At 69.8% G+C, this 21,855-nt stretch carries 16 protein-coding genes; 8 read left to right on the top strand and 8 right to left on the bottom strand.

Annotation, left to right across the window (positions count from 1 at the left end; genetic code table 11):
* Window positions 1-85 precede the first annotated feature (85 nt).
* From ACQZ13_RS11630 to orn, 3 genes are read right to left on the bottom strand one after another with little or no spacing between them, the layout of a single operon-like run.
* The gene (locus ACQZ13_RS11630; RefSeq protein WP_431052053.1) at window positions 86-2,443 is read right to left on the bottom strand and encodes a hypothetical protein; all 2,358 of its coding nucleotides are present in this window, start codon (window positions 2,441-2,443) and stop codon (window positions 86-88) included.
* Window positions 2,385-4,352, bottom strand: coding sequence for a chorismate-binding protein (locus tag ACQZ13_RS11625; protein WP_431052051.1), 1,968 nt, complete (start codon window positions 4,350-4,352; stop codon window positions 2,385-2,387). The genes ACQZ13_RS11630 and ACQZ13_RS11625 overlap by 59 nt, the downstream gene beginning before the upstream one ends.
* A gap of 10 nt (window positions 4,353-4,362) precedes the next feature.
* Window positions 4,363-4,965 carry an oligoribonuclease gene (gene orn, locus ACQZ13_RS11620; RefSeq protein WP_431052049.1) on the bottom strand — a complete coding sequence of 201 codons (603 nt, stop codon included), beginning with the start codon at window positions 4,963-4,965 and terminating at the stop codon, window positions 4,363-4,365.
* 109 nt (window positions 4,966-5,074) lie between these two features.
* Here orn and ACQZ13_RS11615 point away from each other — a divergent pair, with 109 nt between their 5' ends.
* Together ACQZ13_RS11615 and rsgA are read left to right on the top strand one after the other, a co-directional pair.
* Window positions 5,075-6,394, top strand: coding sequence for a M48 family metallopeptidase (locus ACQZ13_RS11615; RefSeq protein WP_431053201.1), 1,320 nt, complete (start codon window positions 5,075-5,077; stop codon window positions 6,392-6,394).
* Window positions 6,391-7,296 (top strand): ribosome small subunit-dependent GTPase A, encoded by a 906-nt coding sequence (rsgA, locus tag ACQZ13_RS11610; RefSeq protein WP_431052047.1) that lies wholly within the window; start codon window positions 6,391-6,393, stop codon window positions 7,294-7,296. Before ACQZ13_RS11615 ends, rsgA begins: the two co-directional genes overlap by 4 nt.
* Window positions 7,297-7,477: 181 nt before the next feature.
* On the opposite strand, the gene ACQZ13_RS11605 is transcribed toward rsgA, so the two are convergent.
* The 4 genes from ACQZ13_RS11605 to ACQZ13_RS11590 form a co-directional block, all read right to left on the bottom strand.
* Window positions 7,478-7,786, bottom strand: a complete 309-nt coding sequence (locus ACQZ13_RS11605; protein ID WP_431052045.1) for a hypothetical protein — start codon at window positions 7,784-7,786, stop codon at window positions 7,478-7,480.
* A gap of 56 nt (window positions 7,787-7,842) precedes the next feature.
* Window positions 7,843-8,610 (bottom strand): SDR family oxidoreductase, encoded by a 768-nt coding sequence (locus ACQZ13_RS11600; protein WP_431053199.1) that lies wholly within the window; start codon window positions 8,608-8,610, stop codon window positions 7,843-7,845.
* A gap of 219 nt (window positions 8,611-8,829) precedes the next feature.
* Entirely contained in the window at window positions 8,830-10,881 is a 2,052-nt protein-coding gene (locus ACQZ13_RS11595; RefSeq protein WP_431052043.1) for a M3 family metallopeptidase, read from the bottom strand.
* Between the two features lie 31 nt (window positions 10,882-10,912).
* Window positions 10,913-11,572 (bottom strand): hypothetical protein, encoded by a 660-nt coding sequence (locus tag ACQZ13_RS11590; protein WP_431052041.1) that lies wholly within the window; start codon window positions 11,570-11,572, stop codon window positions 10,913-10,915.
* Between the two features lie 208 nt (window positions 11,573-11,780).
* Between ACQZ13_RS11590 and ACQZ13_RS11585 the strand changes: the two genes are divergently transcribed.
* From ACQZ13_RS11585 to ACQZ13_RS11575, 3 genes are read left to right on the top strand one after another with little or no spacing between them, the layout of a single operon-like run.
* Complete coding sequence (locus tag ACQZ13_RS11585) at window positions 11,781-12,341, top strand: YaeQ family protein (protein WP_377153514.1); 561 nt, start codon at window positions 11,781-11,783, stop codon at window positions 12,339-12,341.
* A gap of 55 nt (window positions 12,342-12,396) precedes the next feature.
* Entirely contained in the window at window positions 12,397-14,535 is a 2,139-nt protein-coding gene (locus ACQZ13_RS11580; RefSeq protein ID WP_431052038.1) for a prolyl oligopeptidase family serine peptidase, read from the top strand.
* The gene (locus tag ACQZ13_RS11575; protein WP_431052036.1) at window positions 14,532-15,380 is read left to right on the top strand and encodes a DUF924 family protein; all 849 of its coding nucleotides are present in this window, start codon (window positions 14,532-14,534) and stop codon (window positions 15,378-15,380) included. The genes ACQZ13_RS11580 and ACQZ13_RS11575 overlap by 4 nt, the downstream gene beginning before the upstream one ends.
* Window positions 15,381-15,602: 222 nt before the next feature.
* On the opposite strand, the gene ACQZ13_RS11570 is transcribed toward ACQZ13_RS11575, so the two are convergent.
* On the bottom strand, window positions 15,603-17,315 hold the full coding sequence (locus ACQZ13_RS11570) for a long-chain fatty acid--CoA ligase (protein WP_431052034.1): 1,713 nt from the start codon (window positions 17,313-17,315) through the stop codon (window positions 15,603-15,605).
* 347 nt (window positions 17,316-17,662) lie between these two features.
* Here ACQZ13_RS11570 and ACQZ13_RS11565 point away from each other — a divergent pair, with 347 nt between their 5' ends.
* The 3 genes from ACQZ13_RS11565 to ACQZ13_RS11555 all read left to right on the top strand — a co-directional run bounded on the left by ACQZ13_RS11565 (window position 17,663) and on the right by ACQZ13_RS11555 (window position 21,840).
* Window positions 17,663-18,223 (top strand): molybdopterin-dependent oxidoreductase, encoded by a 561-nt coding sequence (locus tag ACQZ13_RS11565; RefSeq protein ID WP_431052032.1) that lies wholly within the window; start codon window positions 17,663-17,665, stop codon window positions 18,221-18,223.
* A gap of 2 nt (window positions 18,224-18,225) precedes the next feature.
* A complete protein-coding gene (locus tag ACQZ13_RS11560; RefSeq protein WP_431052030.1) occupies window positions 18,226-20,178 on the top strand; it encodes an ATP-binding protein in 1,953 nt (650 codons plus the stop codon).
* A gap of 204 nt (window positions 20,179-20,382) precedes the next feature.
* Window positions 20,383-21,840, top strand: coding sequence for a hypothetical protein (locus tag ACQZ13_RS11555; RefSeq protein WP_431052028.1), 1,458 nt, complete (start codon window positions 20,383-20,385; stop codon window positions 21,838-21,840).
* Window positions 21,841-21,855: the final 15 nt, after the last annotated feature.

The following is a 21,855-nucleotide window of genomic DNA, read 5'->3' as shown; positions in this document are numbered from 1 at the left end:
GCAGGCGGTCAGCGCCGACGGCGCAGCGGTCGCTGAGGCCGTTGAGGCCGTTGAGGCCGCTCAGGCTACCCAGGTCGAACGGCCTTTACAGGCCTTCGAGCAGCTTCGGCAGGACCGCCATCAGCGCAGCGAGCTGATCGCCGTCCAGCCAGGCCGGCGTGGCGTCCAGCCATTCGGGGAAGACGAGGCCGTCGCGCTGCGCGCGCAGCACGGCGGCGTCGAGGGAGTCCTCGATCAGCAGCAACGCCGACGGAACGCCGCAGGCGTCGTCGCCGCAGGTCGCCTCGACGCGGCGCGCCAGCACGTCGGGTTGCCACGGCAGGTCCGCGTGGACGATCGCGACGCGATCGCGGGCAAGCGCGCCTTCGTCCAGGCTGCCGAGCGCGTCGTCGCTGGCCAGCAGCACGCCGGCCTCGGCGCCGCGCCAGGCCGACAACGCCGCCTCACGCAGCTCAGGCGTATCGCCGGCGCGCAGGCGTTGCGGCGGCAGGCGACGCAGTTGCGGCGACATCGACAGGCTGTCCAGCAGCGTCTCCGACCGTGCGCAGATCAGCAGGCGCGCGGCGGCCGGCACGGCCGAGGCCTGGATCCATTCGCGGCGCAGCGCGAGCACCGCTTCGGCCTTCGCGGCCAACGCCTGGCGCGAGGCCGGCGGCAGCAGCGCGAGCGCCTCCAGCAGTTGCTGCTGCTCGGCGCTCGACAGGAAGCGCAGCGCGGTCCAGCGCTCGACCAGTTGGCGCAGCTGCTTCAGCGGCGCAGCCGGCAGGCTTGCGCCCGTCGAACCCGCACCGTCCAGCCACAGCGGCGACAGCAGCGCGGCGGGCAACTGACCGTCCAGCTCGCGCTTGCGGCGCGACAGCAGCACGGGCTCCAGCGCGTCGCGCCTGACCTTCTTGCCGGAGTCATCCGGCAGGACCCGCAGATCCGACAGCGGGCCGCGGCGCATGTCGTCGAGCCAGTCGACCCATTCGCCCAGGCGCGTGTCGCCGAGCGGCTCCTCATGCGCGATCAGCAGCAGCTGCGCGGCCGGCAGCGCTCGCAGCGCGGCGAGGCGGTCCTCGCCCATCAACTCGATGCCGTCGACCACCAGCAGTGCGGGCTGCGGCTTGGCCGGCGGCACGGCGGCCACCGTCACCGACTTCGCGTCGTCGCCGAGCCAGCGCTTCAGGTCGCGCTGCCAGGCGGCATGCGCGGCCTCGGGCGCGATGACCACGGCGGGCTTCACGCCGAAGAGCGTCGCCCACAGCTGGATCGCGGCGATGGCGGCGCCGCGCTGACCCAGTCCGAGGTCGTCGGAGATCATCGCGCGGCCGGCGCAGACGGCGAAGAGCGCAGCCTCCCAGGCGTGGGTCGGGAGCTCGTCGCGCAGCAGCGCGCGCATCGCGGCGCCGTCGGCCATCAGCGTTTCGAGGCGCTGCACGCGTGCCTGCGCATCGCGTCCGCAAGCCAGCTGCGGCCACACCGGCGCATCGACGCGCAGCACCACGCCCAGGGCGCGGGCGTCGCTCAGCACCTGCTGCAGCCAGGCGTGGCCGCCTTCGGCGCGGCGGCGCTGTTGATCGTCCAGGCCCGATTGATCGCGCAGTCGCTGCGGCACGTCGCGGCCGCAGACCCATTGCAGCTCGCGCTCGTCGCCGGGCACCAGCCAGACTTCGGCCTCGCGCGCCGGCCAGCCGGCGTCCAGCGCTTCGTGCTGCGCCTCGTCGAACAGCGACAGCAGCTGCGCGCCGTGCTCGCAATGGCCGTGATCGCGATAACCGCCGCAGTCGCAGCGCCAGGTCTGGCGACCCAGCAGACGCAGGCGGAAGGTGCCGCCGGTCTCGCCGTCGCGCAGCTCGTAGTCGCCGAACACGCCGTCGTCCTCGCGCGCGCCGAGCGTGAAACGCGGCGGCTCGGCCGGGACTTCCTCCACCACGGGCTCGGGCTTGGGCTTGCGGCGGCCCTTGCGGGCAGGCGCCTCTTCGACCTCGGCGACCTCGGCCATCTCGGCCGTCGCAGCTCCGATCGCCGCCGCGGCCATCGTTTCGGGGACCACATCAGCAGCGGCCTCGACAGGCGCATCGACCGTGACCTCGGCGACTTCGGCGACTTCAGCGGCTGCTGCCACCTGTGTGCGCTTGCGCGCCGGCCGCTTCTTCGGCTTCGGTTCGACAGGCACGGCAGCTTCGGCGGGCACTTCGGCGGGCGCGGCCACGTCCGGTGTCACCGCGGCGGGCGCGGCCACGTCCGGCGCCACCTCGGCGGTCGCCTTCGCGCGGGAGGTCCGCTTGCGGGCGGGCTTGGGCGCTTCGCTCGCCGGAACGGGAGCGGCTTCGACCGTTGCGTCGGTGGCCGGCGCGATCACCGCGTCCACAGCGGCAGCGGCCGCGGCCGGCACGGCCGCCTCATCGACCGCGGGTGTCTTGCGCGCCGCCGGGCGGCGGCGTTGGGGAGTCGTCGTCATGGGAGTCCTCGTGCCGCAGCTGCACTTCACGCCAGCCGCGGACACCGTTGAAGATGGCGAGCGCATGCGCCCGCCGCAGATCGTCCAGGGTCAGCCGCGCCTCGCGCAACCGGCCCTGTTCCAGCAGTTCCTCGCGCAGCGTGCCGGGCAGCAGGCCGGCCTCGGCGCGCGGCGTCAGCCACGGCCCGTCCGGCGCCCGTTGCAGCGCGAGGTTGGTCAGGCAGCCCTCGGTGAGCTCGCCGTCCCGGTTGAACAGCAGCACGTCGAAACAGTCCGCCGGCTTGGCGTCCAGGAAGGCCTGGTACACCTCGCGGCGCGTCGTCTTGTGCTGGATGAATTCCGCCGCCGGGCCGCGCGTGTCGATCGCGGTCCGCGCCAGCGCCACCGTCAGCGGGCCGGCTGGATCGGTCGATGTGGTCGGCGGCAAGGCTTGCAGCGTGTCGTTGAAGCTGCCGTCGCGGGCCAGCGTCAGGCGGACGCGCCACGCGCCGCGCGGATGGCGTCGCGCGATGTCGACGAGGCGGGCCTTTGCCGCGTCCGCCGACCACGCCAGCCCGAAATGCCGCGCCGTGCGCTGCATGCGCGCGAGGTGCCGGCCGGCGCGGGCGAACTCGCCGTCCTCCAGCCGCATCGTCTCCAGCGCCTCGATGGGGGCCTGGGCGCGCGTCAGGAAACGCGCCTTCGCGCGCCACTCGTCGATCTCGTCGCCCGCCCGCGAGTCCAGCGTGATGCCGCTGCCGACGCCGCAGCGCAGCGACCTGCCCGTCCGCTCCACGGTGCGCTCGACCGTCCGCTCGACCGTCCGGATCGGCACGTTGAACGTCACCGCCCCGCCCGGCTGCAGCAGCCCGATCGCGCCGCAGTACCAGCCGCGTGGTCCGGGTTCGAGTTCGTCGATGATCTCCATCGCGCGCTTCTTCGGCGCGCCGGTGATGGAGCCGCAAGGGAACAGCGCGGTCATGACCTCGTCCAGCGCGAGCCCGCCGCGCGTGACCGCGCTGATCGTCGACGTCATCTGCCAGACCGTCGGCAGCGCATGCAGCTCGAAGAGCCGCGGCACGCGCACCGAGCCCGGCACCGCCACGCGTGACAGGTCGTTGCGCAGCAGGTCCACGATCATGAGGTTCTCGGCGCGCTCCTTGGCGCTGGTGCGCAGGTAGGCCTGCGCGGCCTCGTCGCCGGCGCGGTCGCGACCGCGCGGCGCCGTGCCCTTCATCGGCTGCGCCGACAGCAGCCAGGTGTGGCTGGCCTGCGGCGTCTCGGGTACCGGACGCCAGTCGAAGAAGAGCTCCGGCGAGACGCTGGCCACGGCGGCGCGATCGCCCTCCTCATCCGACCCATCGCCGATCCGCAGGAACATCGAGAAGCCGCCCGGCTGCGCCGCGTGCAGGGCGAAGAAGTGGGCGACCTCGTCGAAGCCGGCCAGCGCCTCGGCGCTCAGACGCGTCGTGAGGTTGACCTGATAGCAGTCGCCGTCGCGGATGTACGCGCGGATGCGCTCGACCTGCGCCTGCTCATCCGCTTCGTCCTGCGTGTCGGACCACGCGGTCATCGGATGCGCGCATGCCGCGCCCTGCGCGGCGAGGTCCTCCGGCCAGGCGTCGGGCGCCCCGTGCCAGACGTGGAATTCCGCCAGCGGCGCCTCGCCCGCCGGCCGCGTGCGCAGCACCGCGTCGAGCGCCCCCGCCGCCTCGTAGCGCAGGCCGCCCAGCACCCACGCGCCCGAGCGCGCCGCGGCATGCGCCAGGCGCAGGACGGCGCGCAGGCGGTCCGGGTCGCGCGCGATCAGGCGCTCCGCCGGCGGCGCGAAGAAGGCGCCGCGCAGGCGTTCGCCGTCCTCGCGCGCCAGCGGATGGCGCGGGAAATCGAAAGCCGCCCACAGGTCCTGCGGGCGGCGCGGGGTGTTCATCGAGCCAGGCTCAGTCCAGCTTCAGGAAATGCTCGCGGTAATGCAGCAGTTCGTCGATGGATTCGTGGATGTCGGCCATCGCGGTGTGCTTCTGGGCCTTCTTGAAGCCCTCCATCGCGGCGGGCTTCCAGCGGCGCGCCAGTTCCTTGAGCGTGGACACGTCCAGGTTGCGGTAATGGAAGAAGTCTTCCAGCTTGGGCATGTAGTTGGCCAGGAAGCGGCGGTCCTGGCAGATCGAGTTGCCGCACATCGGCGACTTGCCCGCGGGGATGTAGGCCTTCAGGAAATCGATGACCTGCTGCTCGGCGTCGGCCTCGCTGATGGTCGACGCCTTGACGCGGTCGATCAGGCCGCTCTTGCCGTGCGTGCCCTTGTTCCAGGCGTCCATGCCGTCCAGCATCGCGTCGGACTGGTGGACCGCGAAGACCGGGCCTTCGACGCGCACCGTCAGCTGCGCGTCGGTGACGACGACGGCGATCTCGATGATGCGGTCCTTGTCCGGATACAGGCCGGTCATCTCGAGGTCGATCCAGATCAGGTTCTGGTCGTTGAGCGGCAGCACGGGATTGGCGCCGGCGCCAGCGGCAGGGGCGGCGGTGGTGTCGGTGGTCATGGGGTTGTCCTTCAGGTTGGGCGCGATTGTCGCCGAGTCGGGCCCCTCTACACTTGCGTCCATGCAGATCTCTCCCGCGGCGCTTGCCGCCGCCCCGGCGCCCTCCGCGCTGAGCCACTCCCCGCTGGTCCTGACCGCGGCCTTCGTCGCCGCCGTCATGCTGTCCTTCCTGGTCAAGCTGTGGCTGTCCTCCCGGCAGATGCGGCATGTGGCGCGGCATCGCGGCGCGGTGCCGACCGCCTTCGTCGGCACCGTGCCGCTGTCGGCGCACCAGAAGGCGGCGGACTACACCGTCGCCCGCGGCCGCTTCGGCACGCTGCACCTGGCCGCGGACACCGCGCTGCTGATCGGCTGGACGCTGCTGGGCGGGCTGGACCTGCTCAACCAGTGGGCGCTGTCGTGGCGGCCGCAGCTCGGCGACATGGGCTACCAGCTCGGCCTGCTGACGGCGTTCTCGCTGCTCTCCGGCGCGCTGGACCTGCCCTGGACGATCTACAACACCTTCCGGCTGGAGGAACGCTTCGGCTTCAACCGCACGACGCTGAAGCTGTTCCTCGTCGACGGCGTGAAGGGACTGGCCGTCGGTGCCCTGCTGGGACTGCCGATCGCGGCGCTGATCCTGTGGCTGATGGCGCAGGCCGGCAGCCTCTGGTGGCTGTGGGCCTGGGGCGCGTGGATGGGCTTCAACCTGCTGATGCTGGTCATCTATCCCACCGTGATCGCGCCGCTGTTCAACAAGTTCCAACCGCTGGAAGACGTTGTGCTGCGCGAGCGCGTGCAGACGCTGATGCAGCGCTGCGGCTTCGCGGCCAAGGGCCTGTTCGTCATGGACGGCAGCCGGCGCTCGGCGCACGGCAACGCCTACTTCACCGGGCTGGGCGCGGCCAAGCGCGTGGTCTTCTTCGACACGCTGCTGGAGCGGCTGAATCCGCCCGAGGTCGAGGCCGTGCTCGCGCATGAGCTGGGCCACTTCAAGCGCCGCCACGTGCCGCAGCGCATGGTGCTGATGTTCGCGCTCAGCCTGGCGGGCTTCGCGCTGCTGGGCTGGCTGAGCGCGCAGACGGGCTTCTACCTCGGCCTGGGCGTGCGACCCAGCCTCGATGCGCCCAACGACGCGCTGGCGCTGCTGCTGATCATGCTGGCGCTGCCGCCCTTCGCCTTCTTCCTGACGCCGTTGATGTCGCTGTGGTCGCGCAAGCACGAGTTCGAGGCCGACGCCTACGCCTGCGCGCAGGCCAGCGGTGCCGACCTGTCCAACGCGCTGCTGAAGCTGCACGAGGACAACGCCGGCACGCTGACGCCGGACCCGGTGTTCGCGCGCTTCTACTACTCGCATCCGCCGGCCAGCGAGCGGCTGGCGGCGATCGCGGCGCTCGTGGGCTCGACGCTGTCGACCACGGCGCCTCCGACGGCGGGGCACGCCGCATGAGCAAGGACGTCCAGACCGGTCTGGTGGTGCGCGGTCACGGCCGCCACTACGTCATCGAGGACAACGACGGCCAGCGCATCCACTGCCTGACCCGCGGCAAGAAGAGCGATTGCGTCGTCGGCGACCGCGTGCGCTGGCAGCGCAGCAGCGATCACGAGGGCGTCATCGAGAAGGTCGAGCCGCGCCGCAACCTGCTGTTCCGCCAGGACGAGTGGAAGACCAAGAGCTTCGCGGCCAACCTGGACCGGCTGCTGATCCTGGTGGCGGTGGATCCGCAGTTCTCGGAGTCGCAGCTCACGCGCGCGCTGATCGCGGCGAACAGCGCGGGCATCACGGCCGACATCGTGCTGAACAAGACCGACCTGCCGGGTGCCGACGCGGCGCGCGAGCGCCTCGCCCCGTACAAGGCCATGGGGCAGAACGTGCTGGAGCTCAGCTTCAAGGGCCGCACCGACGAGGCCATCGAGACGCTGCGGCCGATGCTGCACGGCCAGGCGACGCTGGTGCTGGGGCCCAGCGGCACCGGCAAGAGCACGCTGATCAACCTGCTGGTGCCCGACGCGAAGGCGCAGGTGGGCGAGATCTCGGTGGCGCTGAACTCAGGGCGCCACACGACGACCACGACGCAGTGGTACTGGATGGACGCGGAGCGCCAGGATGCGCTGATCGACTCGCCGGGCTTCCAGGAATTCGGTCTGCGGCAGATCGCCGCGCCGGACCTGGCGAGCTACATGCCCGATTTCCAGCCGTATCTGGGCGAGTGCCGCTTCCACAACTGCAGCCACCGGCACGAGCCGGGCTGTGCGGTGCTGGTCGCGGTCGAGGCGGGCAAGATCAGCCCGTCGCGCTACCGCATTTACGACGAGCTCTGGGACGAGCTCAGCGCGCCGCCGAAGTATTGAGCACGGCGACGGCCGCTGGCCCTCACCCCTGCCCTCTCCCGCGGTGCGGGAGAGGGAGCCACCCCAGTGCTCCTGCTTCGAATGGCGCGCTTCTCCTCCAGCTCCGAATGGCTCGGTGCATTCTCACTCCCTCTCCCGCTTGCGGGAGAGGGCGGGGGTGAGGGCCAGCGGCCTCACGCAGTCAGCGTTCCAGGCGCGGGTCGGCGTTGGGAACTTCTCGAACCTCGGCGTCGATCACGTCACCTTGCGGCGCGCGGTGGCCGGCCATGCCGTTCATTCCGCCCGGCCGGAAGGCCTGCGAGCGGAACTGCGCCGCGCGCTGGAACGTGGCGGTGTGCAGCGTCGGCTTGCGGCCGCGGATCAGGCTCCACAGCAGCACGACGCCGAAGATCACCAGCCCGGCCGCCAGCACGACCAGGAACAGCACGATGGAAGCCGCCGCCAGCACCAGGCGGGCAGCGATCGAGAAAAGCGTGGAGAGAGCGTTCATCGGTCCTTCAGATCGGGGCGATCGCGCGGTTTCAAGTGCGCGCGACACCCCCGTGTTCAGCCTCGTCCAATGTAGGGCATCTTGGTGGCCATGACCGTCAGGAACGGCACGTTGGCCGACAGCGGCAATTCCGCCATGTAGAGCAGCGCGCTGGCGGCGTGCGCCACGTCCATGCGCGGTTCGACCATCGTGCCGCCGTGCGCCTGCGGCACGCCGTGCACGAAGCGCTCGGTCAGGTCGGTCGCGGCGTTGCCGATGTCGAGCTGGCCGGCGGCGATGTCGTGCGGCCGGCCGTCCAGCGCGAGCGTCTTCGTCAGGCCGGTGATGGCGTGCTTGGTCGCCGTGTAGGCGATGGAACCCGGCCGCGGCGCGTGCGCCGAGATCGAACCGTTGTTGACGATGCGTCCGCCGCGCGGCGTCTGCCGCTTCATCAGCCCGAAGGCCGCGCGGGCGCACAGGAAGCTGCCGGTCAGATTGATGTCGACCACCGAGCGCCAGGTCTCGATGCTGAGTTCGTCGATGTCCGACGCGGGCGCGCCGCGCCCGGCGTTGTTGAACAGGAAGTCCAGCCGGCCCCAGCGGCGCTCGATCGCGTCGAAGGCGGCGGCGACCTGGGCCTCGTCGGCGACGTCGGTGGGCAGCACCAGCGCCCGCTCGGGCGCGAAGGCGGCGGTCTCGCGCAGCGCCTCGTCGCGGCGGCCGAGCAGCGCGACCTGCCAGCCGGCCTGCATCAACGCCTGCGCGGCGGCGCGGCCGATGCCCGAACCGGCACCGGTCACGGCGGCGAATCGCAGCTTGGAGGGCGTCGCCGCGGCGAGCGGCACGACCTCGGGCGAGGTCGTCACGTCGGCAGCGACGGAATCGAGGGCGGCGTGGGCAGAGTCCATCCCCCCATCATAGGGAGCACGGCGGAATTCGGCTGACGCGAGGCTGAAACGGCAGCGCGCTCTGCGCCCGCATCCCTGGATGCGGGCGCGTTTTCCCGAACGCGGGAGCGAGTCGACAGCGGCCGCCCCTCCTGCCAACCGGTTTCCGGCGCCAGGTCAGGCCGGAATGAGCCCTCGCCCCTTGAGCATCGGCTCGACGCGCGCATCGCGACCGCGGAAGGCCCGGTAGGTCGCGCCCGGCTCGCGGCTGTTGCCGACCGACAGGATGTTGGCCAGCAGCGACTGCGCCGTCTTCGCATCGAACGGATCGCCGGCCTCGACGAAAGCCTCGAAGGCGTCGCAGTCCAGCACCTCCGCCCACAGGTAGACGTAGTAGCCCGAAGCGTAATAGCTGCCCGAGAACAGATGCTGGAAATGCGTCAGCCGGTGGTTCAGCCCGATCGCCGGCGGCAGGCCCAGGCGGGCCAGCGTCTCGCGCTCGAAGGCGACCGGATCCGGCACGTCGGCCTGCTCCTGCGCGTGCAGCGCCAGGTCCACCAGCGCCGACGCGCAGTAGCGCACCGTCTCGTAGCCCTGGTTGAACGTGGCCGCCGCCTTCAGGCGTTCGAGCAGCGCGTCGGGCAGCGGCTCGCCGGTCTTGTAGTGGCGCGCGTGCTGCTTGAGCACCGCGGGTTCGGCCATCCAGTGCTCCATCACCTGCGAGGGCAGCTCGACGAAGTCGCGCAGCACCTGGGTGCCGGACAACCGCTCGAAGCTCACGTCCGACAGCAGCCCGTGCAGGCCGTGGCCGAATTCGTGGAACAACGTGCGCACGTCGTCGAAGGACAGCAGCGTCGGCTCGCCCGGCGCGCCCTTGGCGAAGTTGTTGTTGTTCAGGATGATCGGCAGCGCGTCGATGCCGTTGCGGGCCTGCCAGCGCAGCGCGTTCATCCACGCGCCGCTGCGCTTGGTCGGACGCGCGAAGTTGTCCTGGACGAAGATCCCGCGCAGCGAGCCGTCCGGGCGCTGCACCTCGTAGACCTTCACGTCCGGGTGGTAGCCGGCGACCTGCGACTGCGCGACGAAGCGCAGGCCGTAGAGCCGCGAGGCGCAGTCGAACATCGCCTGCACCATCGCATCCAGCGGGAAATAGGGCTTGACCTCGGCCTCGTCGAGCTGGAAGCGCTGCTGGCGGACCTTCTCCGCGTACCAGCGCCAGTCCCAGTCCTCGATCGTCAGGTCGTGGCCGAGTTGCGTGCGGACCTCGTCGAGCATGGCGCGCTCGCGCGCGGCCGCCGCCTTGGCCGGTTCCCAGACCTGGTCCAGCAGGCCCTGCACGGCGGACTGGCGGCCCGCCATCGTGTCGGCCAGCGCGTAATCGGCGAAGCTGCGATGGCCGTGCAGCGCGGCCTGCTCGTGGCGCAGCGCGAGCAGCTCGCGCACCAGCGCGCGGTTGTCGGTCTCGCCGGCGGTCTCGCCGCGGCCGACCCAGGCGCGCCAGGCCTGCTCGCGCAGGTCGCGCCGTTCGCTGAAGGTCAGGAAGGGCACGATCAGCGAGCGCGACAGCGTCACGACGTGCGCGCCCTCTTCCGCCTGCCCGCGGTCCAGCGCGGCCTGGCGCGCGGCGGCGCGGACGAAGTCCGGCAGGCCGGCGAGTTCCGCTTCGCCGCGCAGCACCAGCTGATAGCCGCTTTCATCCGCGAGCACGTTCTGCGCGAAGCGGGTGTTGAGCTCGGCCTGGCGCTCCATGTTGGCGGCGTAGCGCGCGCGGTCGTCGCCCTGCAGGCGGGCGCCGGCACGCACGAAGTCCAGGTGCACGCGTTCGAGCAGCCGCAGCGACTCGGGCGGCAGGCCCAGCGACGCGCGTTGCTCGTGGAGGCGTTCGACGCGCTCGAACAGCGCGGCGTTCAGATAGATCGCATTGGTGTGCGCCGCCAGCGGCGCCGCCATGCGGCGTTGCACGGCCTGCAGCTCGGGCGAGCTGGCCGAGGCGCTGAGCGTCGAGAACAGGTGTTCCAAGGCGGTCAGCGCGCGGCCGGCGCGATCGAGCGCGGCCAGCGTATTGTCGAAGTCCGGCGCGGCCGGATTCTCGGCGATCGCGGCCAGCTCGGCGCGATGCGCAGCGAGCGCGGCCTCGAAGGCGGGTTCGACGTGTTCGGCGCGGATCGCGTCGAACGGGGGCAGCCCGTACGGGCCGGTCCAGGCGGACAGCAGCGGATTGGAAAGCATGTCGGTGCTCATCGGGTCTGCCCCTTCCTCATCACTTCTTGTTCATTTCCTTCTTGATCGCGATCTCGTCGGCCTCGTCGTACGAGCGGTTGCCGCACTTGAACTTCCACTCGTTGCGCTTGTCGTTCAGGTCCTCGACGGCCTCGTTGAACTCGTCGGCGATCTTCTGGTGCGCATCGACGCGGACGTTGAAGGCCTTGTTGACCTCGACGCGGTCGTTGCGCGCCTTGTTGAAGGCATCGATCTTGGGCTGCAGGGCGTTGGCGCGAGCCTGGTACTCCTCCTGCTTGGCCTTCAGGTCGGCCTTTTCCATCTTGGCCGCGCCGGCCTCGATCTCGGCGCCGAAGGCCTTGACGCTGTCGATCTCGCCCTTCAGCGCGGTGCCCTGCGCCTGCATGTCGGCCTCGAACTTGTCGGACTCGGCCTTGGAGGCCTTCAGCTCGTCGCGCTCCTTCAGGACCACGGCCTTCTTCTTCTCGAGCTCGGCGGCGGCTTCCTCGTTCTGCTGGTTCGAGGTCATGCAGGTGCGCAGCTCGTCGCGCGTCATCAGCTTGCCCTTGCCGCCCTTGGTGACGGGGGCCGCGGCGGCGGCGGGCTTGGCGGCGGGCTTGGCCGGCGCGCTCGTCTGGGCAACCGCCAGACCGCAGGCCAGCAGTGCCGCGACGGCGAGGGAGGTGCGAAGAGTGTTCATGTCGTCTCTCAAGTCATTGCGCCGGATGGGCGCTGTCTCGTCGATACGGACCGTCCGGCTCGCGACCGGTCCGCTGTGCGGGTCGGCATGATGCCACGACCCGGATAATGCGCGGCTTCAGATCGTTTCCGGCCCGCGTGCAGCCCGCACGGCAGGCTGTCCACCCCGACCACCGCGAACACGACCGCCCTCCAGGCGGCACCCCACCATGGCGCTCAAGGCCACCATCCACAAAGCCCAGCTGCAACTCTCGGACATGGACCGCCATGTCTACGGCGAGCACTCCCTGACCGTCGCCCGCCATCCGTCGGAGACCGACGAGCGGATGATGCTGCGCATCCTCGCCTACGCGTTGAACGTGCCGGCCGACGACCTGCACGGCAAGCTGGAATTCAGCAAGGGCCTGTCCGACGTCGACGAGCCGCCGCTGTGGCAGCTCGACCTGACCGGCCAGGTCGTCCACTGGATCGAGCTGGGCCAGCCCGACGAACGCCGGCTGCGCCAGGCGCACGGCAGAGCAGACCGCGTCACCGTCATCGGGTACGCGTCCAGCACGCCGGTCTGGTGGGCCGGCATCCAGAACAAGCTGCAGCGCACGCCCAAGCTGGCGGTGTGGCAGATCCCGGCGGAGCAGGCCCAGGCGCTGGCTGCGCTGGCCGAGCGAGGCATGCAGTGGCAGGTCAGCATCCAGGACGGGACGGCGTACGTCAGCACCGAAAAGGGCGCGGTGGAGATCACGCCGCAACTGCTGAAGGAACGCGAGGAGTAACTCCTGGGTTAAGGTAGGGGCGGGTTTGCCCGCCCTTGAGAATCAGGAGACCGCAGTGCCTCAATCCGTCCCGTCCGCATCCGTCGACTCGACCGCCGCCAAGGACGATCCGTTCCTGTGGCTGGAGGCGCTGGAGGGCGACGAGGGCGAACGTGCCTTGCAGTGGGTGCGTGAGCGCAACGAAGGCACCCTCGCCGTGCTGAAGGCCGAGCCCGAGTTCGAACCGGTGCGCGAGGAACTGCTGCAGATCCTCAACGCCCGCGACCGCATTCCGCACGTTGCGCGGCGCGGCGACTGGTTCTACAACCTGTGGCAGGACGAGGCCCATCCGCGCGGCCTGTGGCGGCGCTGCACGCTGGAGGAATACCAGCTCGCCGAGCCGCCGTGGCGCCTGGTGCTGGACCTGGACGCGCTGGGCCGCGCCGAAGGCCGCAGCTGGGTCTTCCACGGCGCGACGTCGCTGGCGCCCGAGTACCGGCGCTGCCTGGTGTCGCTGTCCGACGGCGGCGCCGATGCGCACGAGTTGCGCGAATTCGACCTGGAGACGCTGCATTTCATCGCCTCGGCCGACGGCGGCTTCTTCGTGCCCGAGGCCAAGAGCGACGTCGAATGGCTGGACGCCGACACGCTGCTGGTGGGCAGCGATTTCGGTCCGGACTCGCTCACCGACTCGGGCTATCCGCGACAGGTCCGGCGCTGGGCGCGCGGCACGCCGCTGGACGCGGCGCCGGTGATCTTCGAAGGCGAGAAGGCGGATGTCTCCGTCTCCGCCTCGGTGGACCGCACGCCGGGCTTCGAGCGCGTCGTCTTCAGCCGCGCGCTGGACTTCTACAACGAGTCGCGCTTCCTCTGGAAAGACGGCGCCTTCGTGCCCATCGACCTCCCCAGCGACATGAGCGTCCACCTGGAAGGCCCGTGGATGCTGCTGCGTCCGCGCACCGACTGGGCCATCCCGCACGGACCGACCTATCCGTCGGGTTCGCTGCTGCTGATGGAGGAGGCGTCGTTCTGGAAGAACGAGCGGCACGACAAGCACATCCGCGTGATGTTCTCGCCGACGGCGGGGCGTTCGCTCGAGGACTACACGCTGACGCGCCATCACCTGCTGCTCAACGTCAGCGAGCACGTCGCGAGCCGGCTGGAGGAGTGGGACCTGTCGCACCGGCCGCCGACGCTGCGCCAGGTCAAGGCGCCCTTCCCCGGCACCTTGAGCGTGCAGAGCCTGCACGATCCGGAACTGCTCGACGACACGCTCGGCGACCGCTACTTCCTGCACTACTGCGATTTCCTGACGCCGGACGTCGTCTGCCTGGCGCAGGCCGGCGTCGACACGCGCGAGACGCTCAAGCAGCGCGGCGCGCAGTTCGACGCCCACGGCATGACGGTCGAGCAGCGTTTCGCCACCAGCGCCGACGGCGAGACCGTGCCCTACTTCGTCATCGGCAAGCGCGGCCGCGACGCGCAGGCGCAGAAGGAGACGCCCACCCTGCTCTACGGCTACGGCGGCTTCGAGGTCTCGCTGCAGCCGTGGTACTCGGGCGGCAACGGTCGCGCGTGGCTGGCGCGCGGCGGACAGCTGGTCGTCGCCAACATCCGCGGCGGCGGCGAGTACGGCCCGCGCTGGCATCAGGCGGCGACGCTCGAACACAAGCAGCGCAGCTTCGACGACTTCATCGCGGTGGCCGAGGACCTGATCGCCCACGGCCTGACGCGGCCTGGACGACTCGGGATCATGGGCGGCAGCAACGGCGGGCTGCTGGTCGGCGCCTGCATGGTGCAGCGGCCGGAACTCTTCGGCGCGGTCGTGTGCCAGGTGCCGCTGCTCGACATGAAGCGCTATCACCTGCTGCTGGCGGGTGCGTCGTGGATGGCCGAGTACGGCGATCCGGACGAGCCCGACGAGTGGGCGCACATCGCCGCGTACAGCCCCTACCAGCAGCTCAAGCCGGGGGTGACGTATCCGAGGGCGCTGTTCGCCACGTCGACGCGCGACGACCGCGTGCATCCCGGCCATGCGAGGAAAATGGCGGCACGCATGCTGGCGTTGGGCCAGACCTGCTTCTATTACGAAAACATCGAGGGCGGACACGGCGGCGCTGCGGACAACCAGCAGCGGGCGCTGTTGCAAGCTCTCGAGTTCGCCTACTTGTGGCGTCAACTCGGCAGGGAGGCCTCTCGTGGAGACCCATCTTGAATCTGGTCATCCAGCATCTTCCTGACGCGAGATGCTTCCTTGCGCAGCCGCAACCCGGGCTGCAATGCCGGCTCGACTATGAGCGTCATGGTGAACAGCTGATCATCACGCACACCGGCGTGCCGGCGCAGCTCACCGGGCAAGGCGCGGCCGCGCAGCTGGTGGAGGCCGCGGCGCGCTGGCTGGCGCAGTTCCCGCTGCAGCTGGTGCCCGGCTGCAGCTACGTCCGGCACTGGCTGCTGCGGCATCCGCGCTGGCAGCGGCTGCTCACGCCCGCGCCGGCGCAGCGCGTGCTCAACGAATGGTTCGGCCTGCCCGGCAGCGAGCAGGACGGCCAGGTCCAGATGAAGTGGTTCAAGAAGGATGCCGCCTTCGATGCGGCGCTGCGCGAGCGCTTCGGTGACGTCATCGACCAGGCCTTGCGCGGCGGCTTGCGCGACTGGGATTCCACGGCCTGGGGTGCGCTCGCGCGGATCCTGGTGCTGGACCAGTTCACCCGCAACGTCCATCGCGACACGCCGACGTCCTTCGCGGGCGATGCGCTGGCGCTGGAGGCGGCCTTGGCGCTGCTGCCGCGTGCGCAGGACCTTGGCGTGCTGGAGCGTTGGTTCATCGCGATGCCGCTGGAGCATGCCGAGGATCTGGCGATGCAGGATCGCAGCGTTGCGACCTTCGAGGCGCTGGCCGCGGAAGATTCGCGCCTCCAGGATGCCTTGGTCTACGCCCACAAGCATCGTGACGTCATCGTCCGCTTCGGACGCTTCCCGCATCGCAACGAGATCCTCGGTCGCGAGAGCACGCCCGATGAAATCGAGTTCCTGAAGCAGCCCGGCTCACGCTTCTGAGCAGCATCCTCCGAACAACGAGGATGCTTTCCGCACAGCACCCTCCGGACTCCCTCTCCCGCTTGCGGGAGAGGGTGGGGGTGAGGGCCAGCGGACCCGGCAGTCAACAAGAGTTCTTGCGTGAGGCTGCTGGCCCTCACCCCTGCCCTCTCCCGCAAGCGGGAGAGGGAGTCGAGAGACCGAGCCCAGGGTGAGAAGGCGCAGCCGGAGGCGAGGAGCGGACTAGCTCGACTCCTTCTCCTGCAGCAACCGCCACATCACCTTGCCGGAGCCGGACTTCGGCAGCGCGTCGACGAACTCCACGATGCGGGGCGCCTTGTACGCGGCCATGTGTTCGTGGGCCCAGTCGATGATGTCCTTGTCGGTGGTCTGACCCTTGGCTTCGGTGCGCAGCACCACGACCGCCTTCACCGTCTCGCCGCGGTACGCGTCCTTCGCCGCGATGATGCAGGCTTCCTGCACGGCGGGGTGGCGGTACAGCAGCATTTCCACCTCTGACGGCCAGACCTTGTAGCCGCTCGCGTTGATCATCCGCTTGAGGCGGTCGGTGATGAAGAAGTAGCCTTCCTCGTCCATGCGTCCGAGGTCGCCGGTGCGGAAGAAGCGTTTGCCGTCGAGTTCGACGAAGGCGGCGTCGGTGGCTTCCTGTTGTCGCCAGTAGCCCTGGAACACCATGGGACCGTGGGTGATGATTTCGCCCACCTCGCCGACCGGCATTTCCTCCAGCGTCGTCGGATCGACGATGCGCGAATCGACGCCGAAGATCGGGATGCCCAGGCACTGCAGCTTCGCGCGTTCGGGCGGATTGCCGTGGCTGGGTGCGGCGGTTTCGGTCAGGCCGTAGCCTTCGGCGAAAGTCAGGCCGAATTCCGCCTGGAGGCGTTCCGCCACCGCCTTGGGCATGGCCGCACCGCCGCCGCTGAGGTAGCGCAGGCTGCGCAGGTCGAAGGACTTGTAGTTCGGGCTGGCGAACAGGTCGATGATCATCGTCGGGATGCAGGTCCAGTGCGTGACCTGGTAGCGCGAGATCAGTCGTCCGCAGAGCTCGCGGTCCCAGCGCGGCATGATCACCAGCGTCATGCCGATGAACACCGGCCCCAGCACGCCGTACAGCGTGCCGGTGATGTGGAACATGGGCACCACGGCCAGCCCCACCGATTCCGCGCTCGCATAGCCCCACTGGCAGCCGCCGCAGCTGTTGGACATCAGCGTCGCGTTCGTGTGCACGCAGCCCTTGGGCAGCCCGGTGGTGCCGGACGTGTAGGGCAGCATCGCCAGGTCGTCGGGTCCTGCGGTGTGCGGGCCCGGCACGTGGCCGGCGGCGATCGCCTCGCGCCAGTCGGTCGCGCCCGGCGGCAGCTCGTGCACGGCGGTCAGCCACTGGCGCATCGCTTCGGGCGCATCGCAGGCCGGATCGGGGCCGGCGGGCGGCAGCATCTGCCAGTACTGTGTCACCAGCACCGCGCGCGGGCGCTGCGACGCGGGCAGCTTCTCCGCCGCCCGGGCGACGATGCCCGAGAGCTCGCCGCTGCAGATCACGACCTTGGTTTCAGGGTCGGTGAGGTAATGGCCGAACTCGTCCTCGCGGTTCATCGGATTGACCGGCACCACGACCGCGTCGGCGCGGTTGATCGCATAGAAGGCGATCAGGTACTGCGGGCAGTTCTGCAGGAACAGGGCCACGCGGTCGCCCTTGCCCACGCCCTGCGCGCGCAGCCAGCCGGCGAGCGCCTCGGCCTGGCGACGCATCTCGCGGAAGCTCAGCGTCGCGCCGAGGAACTGCGTCGCCGCCTTGTCCGGATACCGGTTCGCGGCGACGTCCAGGTTGAACCACAGCGAGGTCCGAGGGATGGCCAGCCGCCGCGGCAGCCGGGCAGGCCAATGGCTGTATTGCACATCGGCATTCTCGGGACGGGGGGTGACCACGCGCGTCATCGATCTGTCTCCTGTCTTTGTTTGGACCGATCTTCAGTCGACCACGCGCGCCCTCTTGTCACCGCAGCGACAACAGAGAGGCCCATGGAACTCGAACGCAGCGAGCGCCGATGGGGCCGGAATGGTGCTGGGGGTTCCCGGAGGGATGCCCCCTGCACCGTGGAGTGCCCGCGCTCGGCATACCGCAGTCGAAGTGCTCCGGGGCGCGCCCCGCCCACGTGTGGCGTAAACAAGACTGGTCCCTGGCATTGGGGTGGTCCCGTAGATGCTCCGCCCGGGCCCCGCGCGTAGCATGCGGGCTTTCACCAATGCCCTGTACGGCATCCGTTTCCGACCTGGACACGTGGATGCGCGGCCGGGCCGTGTTTCCGTTCATGCTGATCGCGCGCCGTTCCGCCCTGCTCGGGCTGTTGACCTGTGTCCTGGGATCCACCGTCGCCACGCCGACGTGGGCGATCCCCGCCGAGCCGGCGCTGGACCTGCCCGCCGGGCCGGTCGTGCTGACGGTCGGCGGCGCCTTGCGCAATGCCAACCGCGACGGTCGTGCGGCCTTCGACATGGCGATGCTTGAGAAGCTGCCGCAGGTGAGCTTCAGCACGCAGACCCCCTGGTACCCCAGCCCGCGCAAGTTCACCGGCCCGCTGCTACGCGACGTGCTCGCCGCGGCCGGCGCGCAGGGCCGCACGATCGAAGCGCGGGCGCTCAACGATTACCGGGTCAGCATCCCTGTCGACGACACCGCCCGCTATGACGTCATCGTCGCGCGGCTGATCGACGACAAGCCGATGGCGGTGCGCGACAAGGGACCGCTGTTCCTGATCTACCCGTTCGACCGCGCCCCCGAGCTGCGCAACAGCATCTTCTACGGCCGTTCGGCGTGGCAGCTCACCCATCTGGAGCTGCGTTGAGCATGCCGCGCGACGCCGCCCGCATCGTCTCGGCCAAGCAGCGCCGCTGGCGCATCGCCGTCACCGCCATGGGCCTGCTGCTGGTGCTGGCGCTGGCCGGTGTCGCCTGGCTGCAGGCGCGCCAGTATCAGGCGCTCAACGGCACCCGGCGCTACCAGGACGACTACCTCGTCTGGAGCCTGTTCCAGTTCGAGACCGAGTATCTGAAGCTGCGCCTGGCGCTGGAACAGGCCGCAGGACCGAGCGTGGCCGTCGATCCCGACCAGGTCGCGCAGCGTTACGAGATCTTCGTCAGCCGCCTCAACCTCATCGAGAGCGAACATGCGGCGCTGGTGCTGGCGCACCACCCGGACTACCAGCGCACCTTGGCGCGCACGCAGGACTTCGTGCACTGGGCCGACGCGTTGCCGCTCAACGGCGCGCTGATCCGGGAGCATCCGGAGCGGGTCGCCGCGATCATCGAGCGCCTGGAGCCGCTGGCCGATCCGATCCGCGAGCTGTCGCTGACCTCCACCCACCACGTCGCCGAGGACGTCACCACGCGCAACGAGATCGTGCGCAGCCAGAGCCGCATCAGCCTGGGCCTGACGGCGGCGCTGTCGGCGATGGCGCTGCTGTTCGCGGCCGTGATCTACCGCCAGTTCCGCGGCCTGGAACGCTACGGCGACAAGCAGAAGGCGCTGGCAGCGCGGCTCAACGACGCGCAACGCGAAGCCGACGCGGCCAACCGCGCCAAGACGGTCTTCCTGGCCAACATGAGCCATGAACTGCGCACGCCGCTGCAGGGGCTGCTCGGCATGCTGGGGCTGATCAAGGAGGCACCGCTGACCACGTCGCAGCAGGAACAGCTCAAGGCCGCGAACGACTGCGCGCGGCATCTGCTGGCGGTGCTCGGCGACATCCTGGACGTGACGCGCATGGAGGCCGGCGGGCTCTCGATCGCCCCGGAGCCCTTGCAGCCGGGCGCGCTGATGAAGGAGCTGGAGGCGCTGAGCCGGCCGCAGGCCGCGGCGAAGCGGCTGTCGCTGCATTTCGGCGTCGACGACGACGTGCCCGGCTGGGTGCTGGCCGATCCGACGCGCCTGCGGCAGATCCTGTTGAACCTGCTCAGCAACGCGCTGAAGTTCTGCGACCGGGGCCATGTCGGCTGCCAGATGCGATGCGGCGTCGGCGCGCTGGGCGAGGACCTGCTGATGGTCGAGGTCAGCGATACCGGCCCCGGCATCGACGCGCAGACGCAGGCGCGCCTGTTCCAGCGCTTCAGCCAGGGCGACGCGAGCACCTCGCGGCGCCACGGCGGTGCGGGGCTGGGGCTGGAGATCTCGCGCCGGCTGGCGCGCGCGATGGGCGGCGACATCCACGTGCAGAGCGCCGTGGGTCAGGGTGCGCGTTTCACGCTCGCACTGCCGCTGCGCGCCGGGGTGGACCTGCCGCCTGGACAGCTGGTGCCAGGTGTTGCCGACGCGTCGCATGCCTCGCACCCGTCCCATGCCTCGAACGCATCGAATGCCTCGAATGTGCCCCACGCGTCGTCGACCGCCGCGTCTCCCGCCCAGCCGGTGACCGGCCTGCGCGTGCTGGTCAGCGAGGACAACCCCACCAACCGCATCGTCATCGAAGCGATGCTGGAGCGGCTCGGCCACCATCCGACGCTGTGCGAGAACGGCCTGCAGGCGCTGCACGCGCTGCGTCAACAGGCCTTCGACATCGTGCTGATGGACCTGCACACGCCGCAGATGGACGGCTTCGAGGCGACGCGGCTGATGCGCGAACTGCCGGCGCCGCGCGGTCGGCTGCCGATCATCGCGTTCTCGGCGGACGCGTTCGAGGAATCGCGCCAGAAGGCCGACGAGGCCGGCATCAGCGCCTTCCTCGCCAAGCCGGTGGAGCTGGAGACGCTGCGGGTGTGCCTGCAGACGCTGGCGCCTTCGCCGGCGCGGCCCGAGGCCGCTTGAGGTCGCGCAACTCCTGCACGACCCGAGGCAGGGGCGGCGTTCCATCTTCGAAGACAGGCCACAGAAAGTGGTGACGACGCAGCGCTGAAGAGGCGCCATCGGCGCCAGCCCGGCACACCCGGGTCATGGTCGGCTCGACGTGAAGGACATGGAATCCCAGGAGCGGCGCCGCTTGCGCATCGCGCTTGAAAAGGGTCCATCTTCATGTCCATATCCGTGTCCAAATTCCGAGCAACGCCAGTCAACGCCGCGCGCTGCACCGGAGGATCGACGCCCCTCCTCGCCTTTCCCGTCTTGACCCTCGCCATGGCATCGTCACCTGCCCTGGCCGCCGACGTAGCGTCTCAAGGGGAAGGCCAGGCGTCCTCACGCTGCGGTGGCGAACTCATGTGGGAGGAGAAGACCGCAGAACCGCCGGGGTGGGCCTGCGCGACCGACTTCGGCATCCTCCCGCTGGAAAGCTCGGCGACGAGCGACCAGGGCCCCGCGCTTCGTCTCGCCCTCGCTGAACTCGAAAAGCGCAAGCAGAGTCTCTTCTTGCCTCGCGGCACCTACAGGTTCGAAGGCGATCTGGTCCTTCCCGGAGGTACGGGGTTGATCGGCAGCCCCACCGGAAAAACACGCCTCCAGAACGTCGGCGTGAAAACGGCAAAGCTGACCACGGATCCGGAGGCGTCCCCGGGGGTCCGGATCGAGCGATTGCAGCTGCTTGACACGCGGATCGTCCTGAACTCGACGGGCGAAACAACGGTGCGATGGAACGGCATCGCCGGCTCGAAGAGCAAGGAAGCGCAGATCACCGTTGTCAGCGGTTCTCACACCATCGAAGGCAACGTCCTGTGGCGGGCGCGTGGCGAGCCCGGCTTCGGCATCGACGTGGGTCGAATCAAGGACATCGGCCACCACGCCGCCGATCTCCCGGCAAGTGCGTCCAAGGTCCTGATCGCAGGCAATTTCATCGGTGCCGCGCATCCCTCGCGCAATGATCATCCCCATCGCGGATCCCGTCCCGGCCAGCCGAGCTTGCTGACGATGTTCAACGCGATGCTCGACGGCGATCCCGAGGCCTATATGGACGAGGGCCATTACCTCGCCGCGCTGCGGACCCATGCGCCGGTCTCCACAGAGATCGTCGACAACCTCGTCGTCCTGAACGCACCCGACGCAGACCGTGATGCATTCGCCCAGCGCCGCGCCGCGGGCACCTTCTCCTCGGCGAGGCACCTGAAGTTCATCAACAACACCGTCCTCGCCGAAGGTTTTGCAGGCGACCAGCGCCCACCGTTGAGGCTGCGCTCCCCGTCCGATGTCGAGGTCCATTCGAATGTCCTCGATCAGGTGCCCTTGATCCTCGACAGGGACCCGAGACAAGCGTCGTTGACGAAGCGGACATCGATCTGGGACAACTGGATCGGCAATGCCTTCCTCAGCATCCGAGTGCCCGTGAACGGATCGGGCAACGACCAGACGGGGCCGGGTGACGTGGAGGTCCTAGCCAACAGCTTCATCGATCCGGACCGCTGTCCGATTCGACTGCACCCGCCTGAGGCCGGAACTTCGAACTACAAACTCGTCTCCAACAGGGCGCATGGCAAGAGCGGGAGCACCCGCGATCCAGAACCCTGCACGAGGGCGCCGCACCCCGGCTCCGGTCTCTTATAGTCCCTCTCCACCACG

Origin of the sequence: Roseateles sp. L2-2 (assembly GCF_050613215.1) — a bacterium.
In the GTDB taxonomy this organism is placed as follows: Bacteria; Pseudomonadota; Gammaproteobacteria; order Burkholderiales; family Burkholderiaceae_C; genus Roseateles; species Roseateles noduli.
Note: the sequence above shows the minus strand (reverse complement) of the source record. Positions and strands in the feature narration are given on the sequence as shown.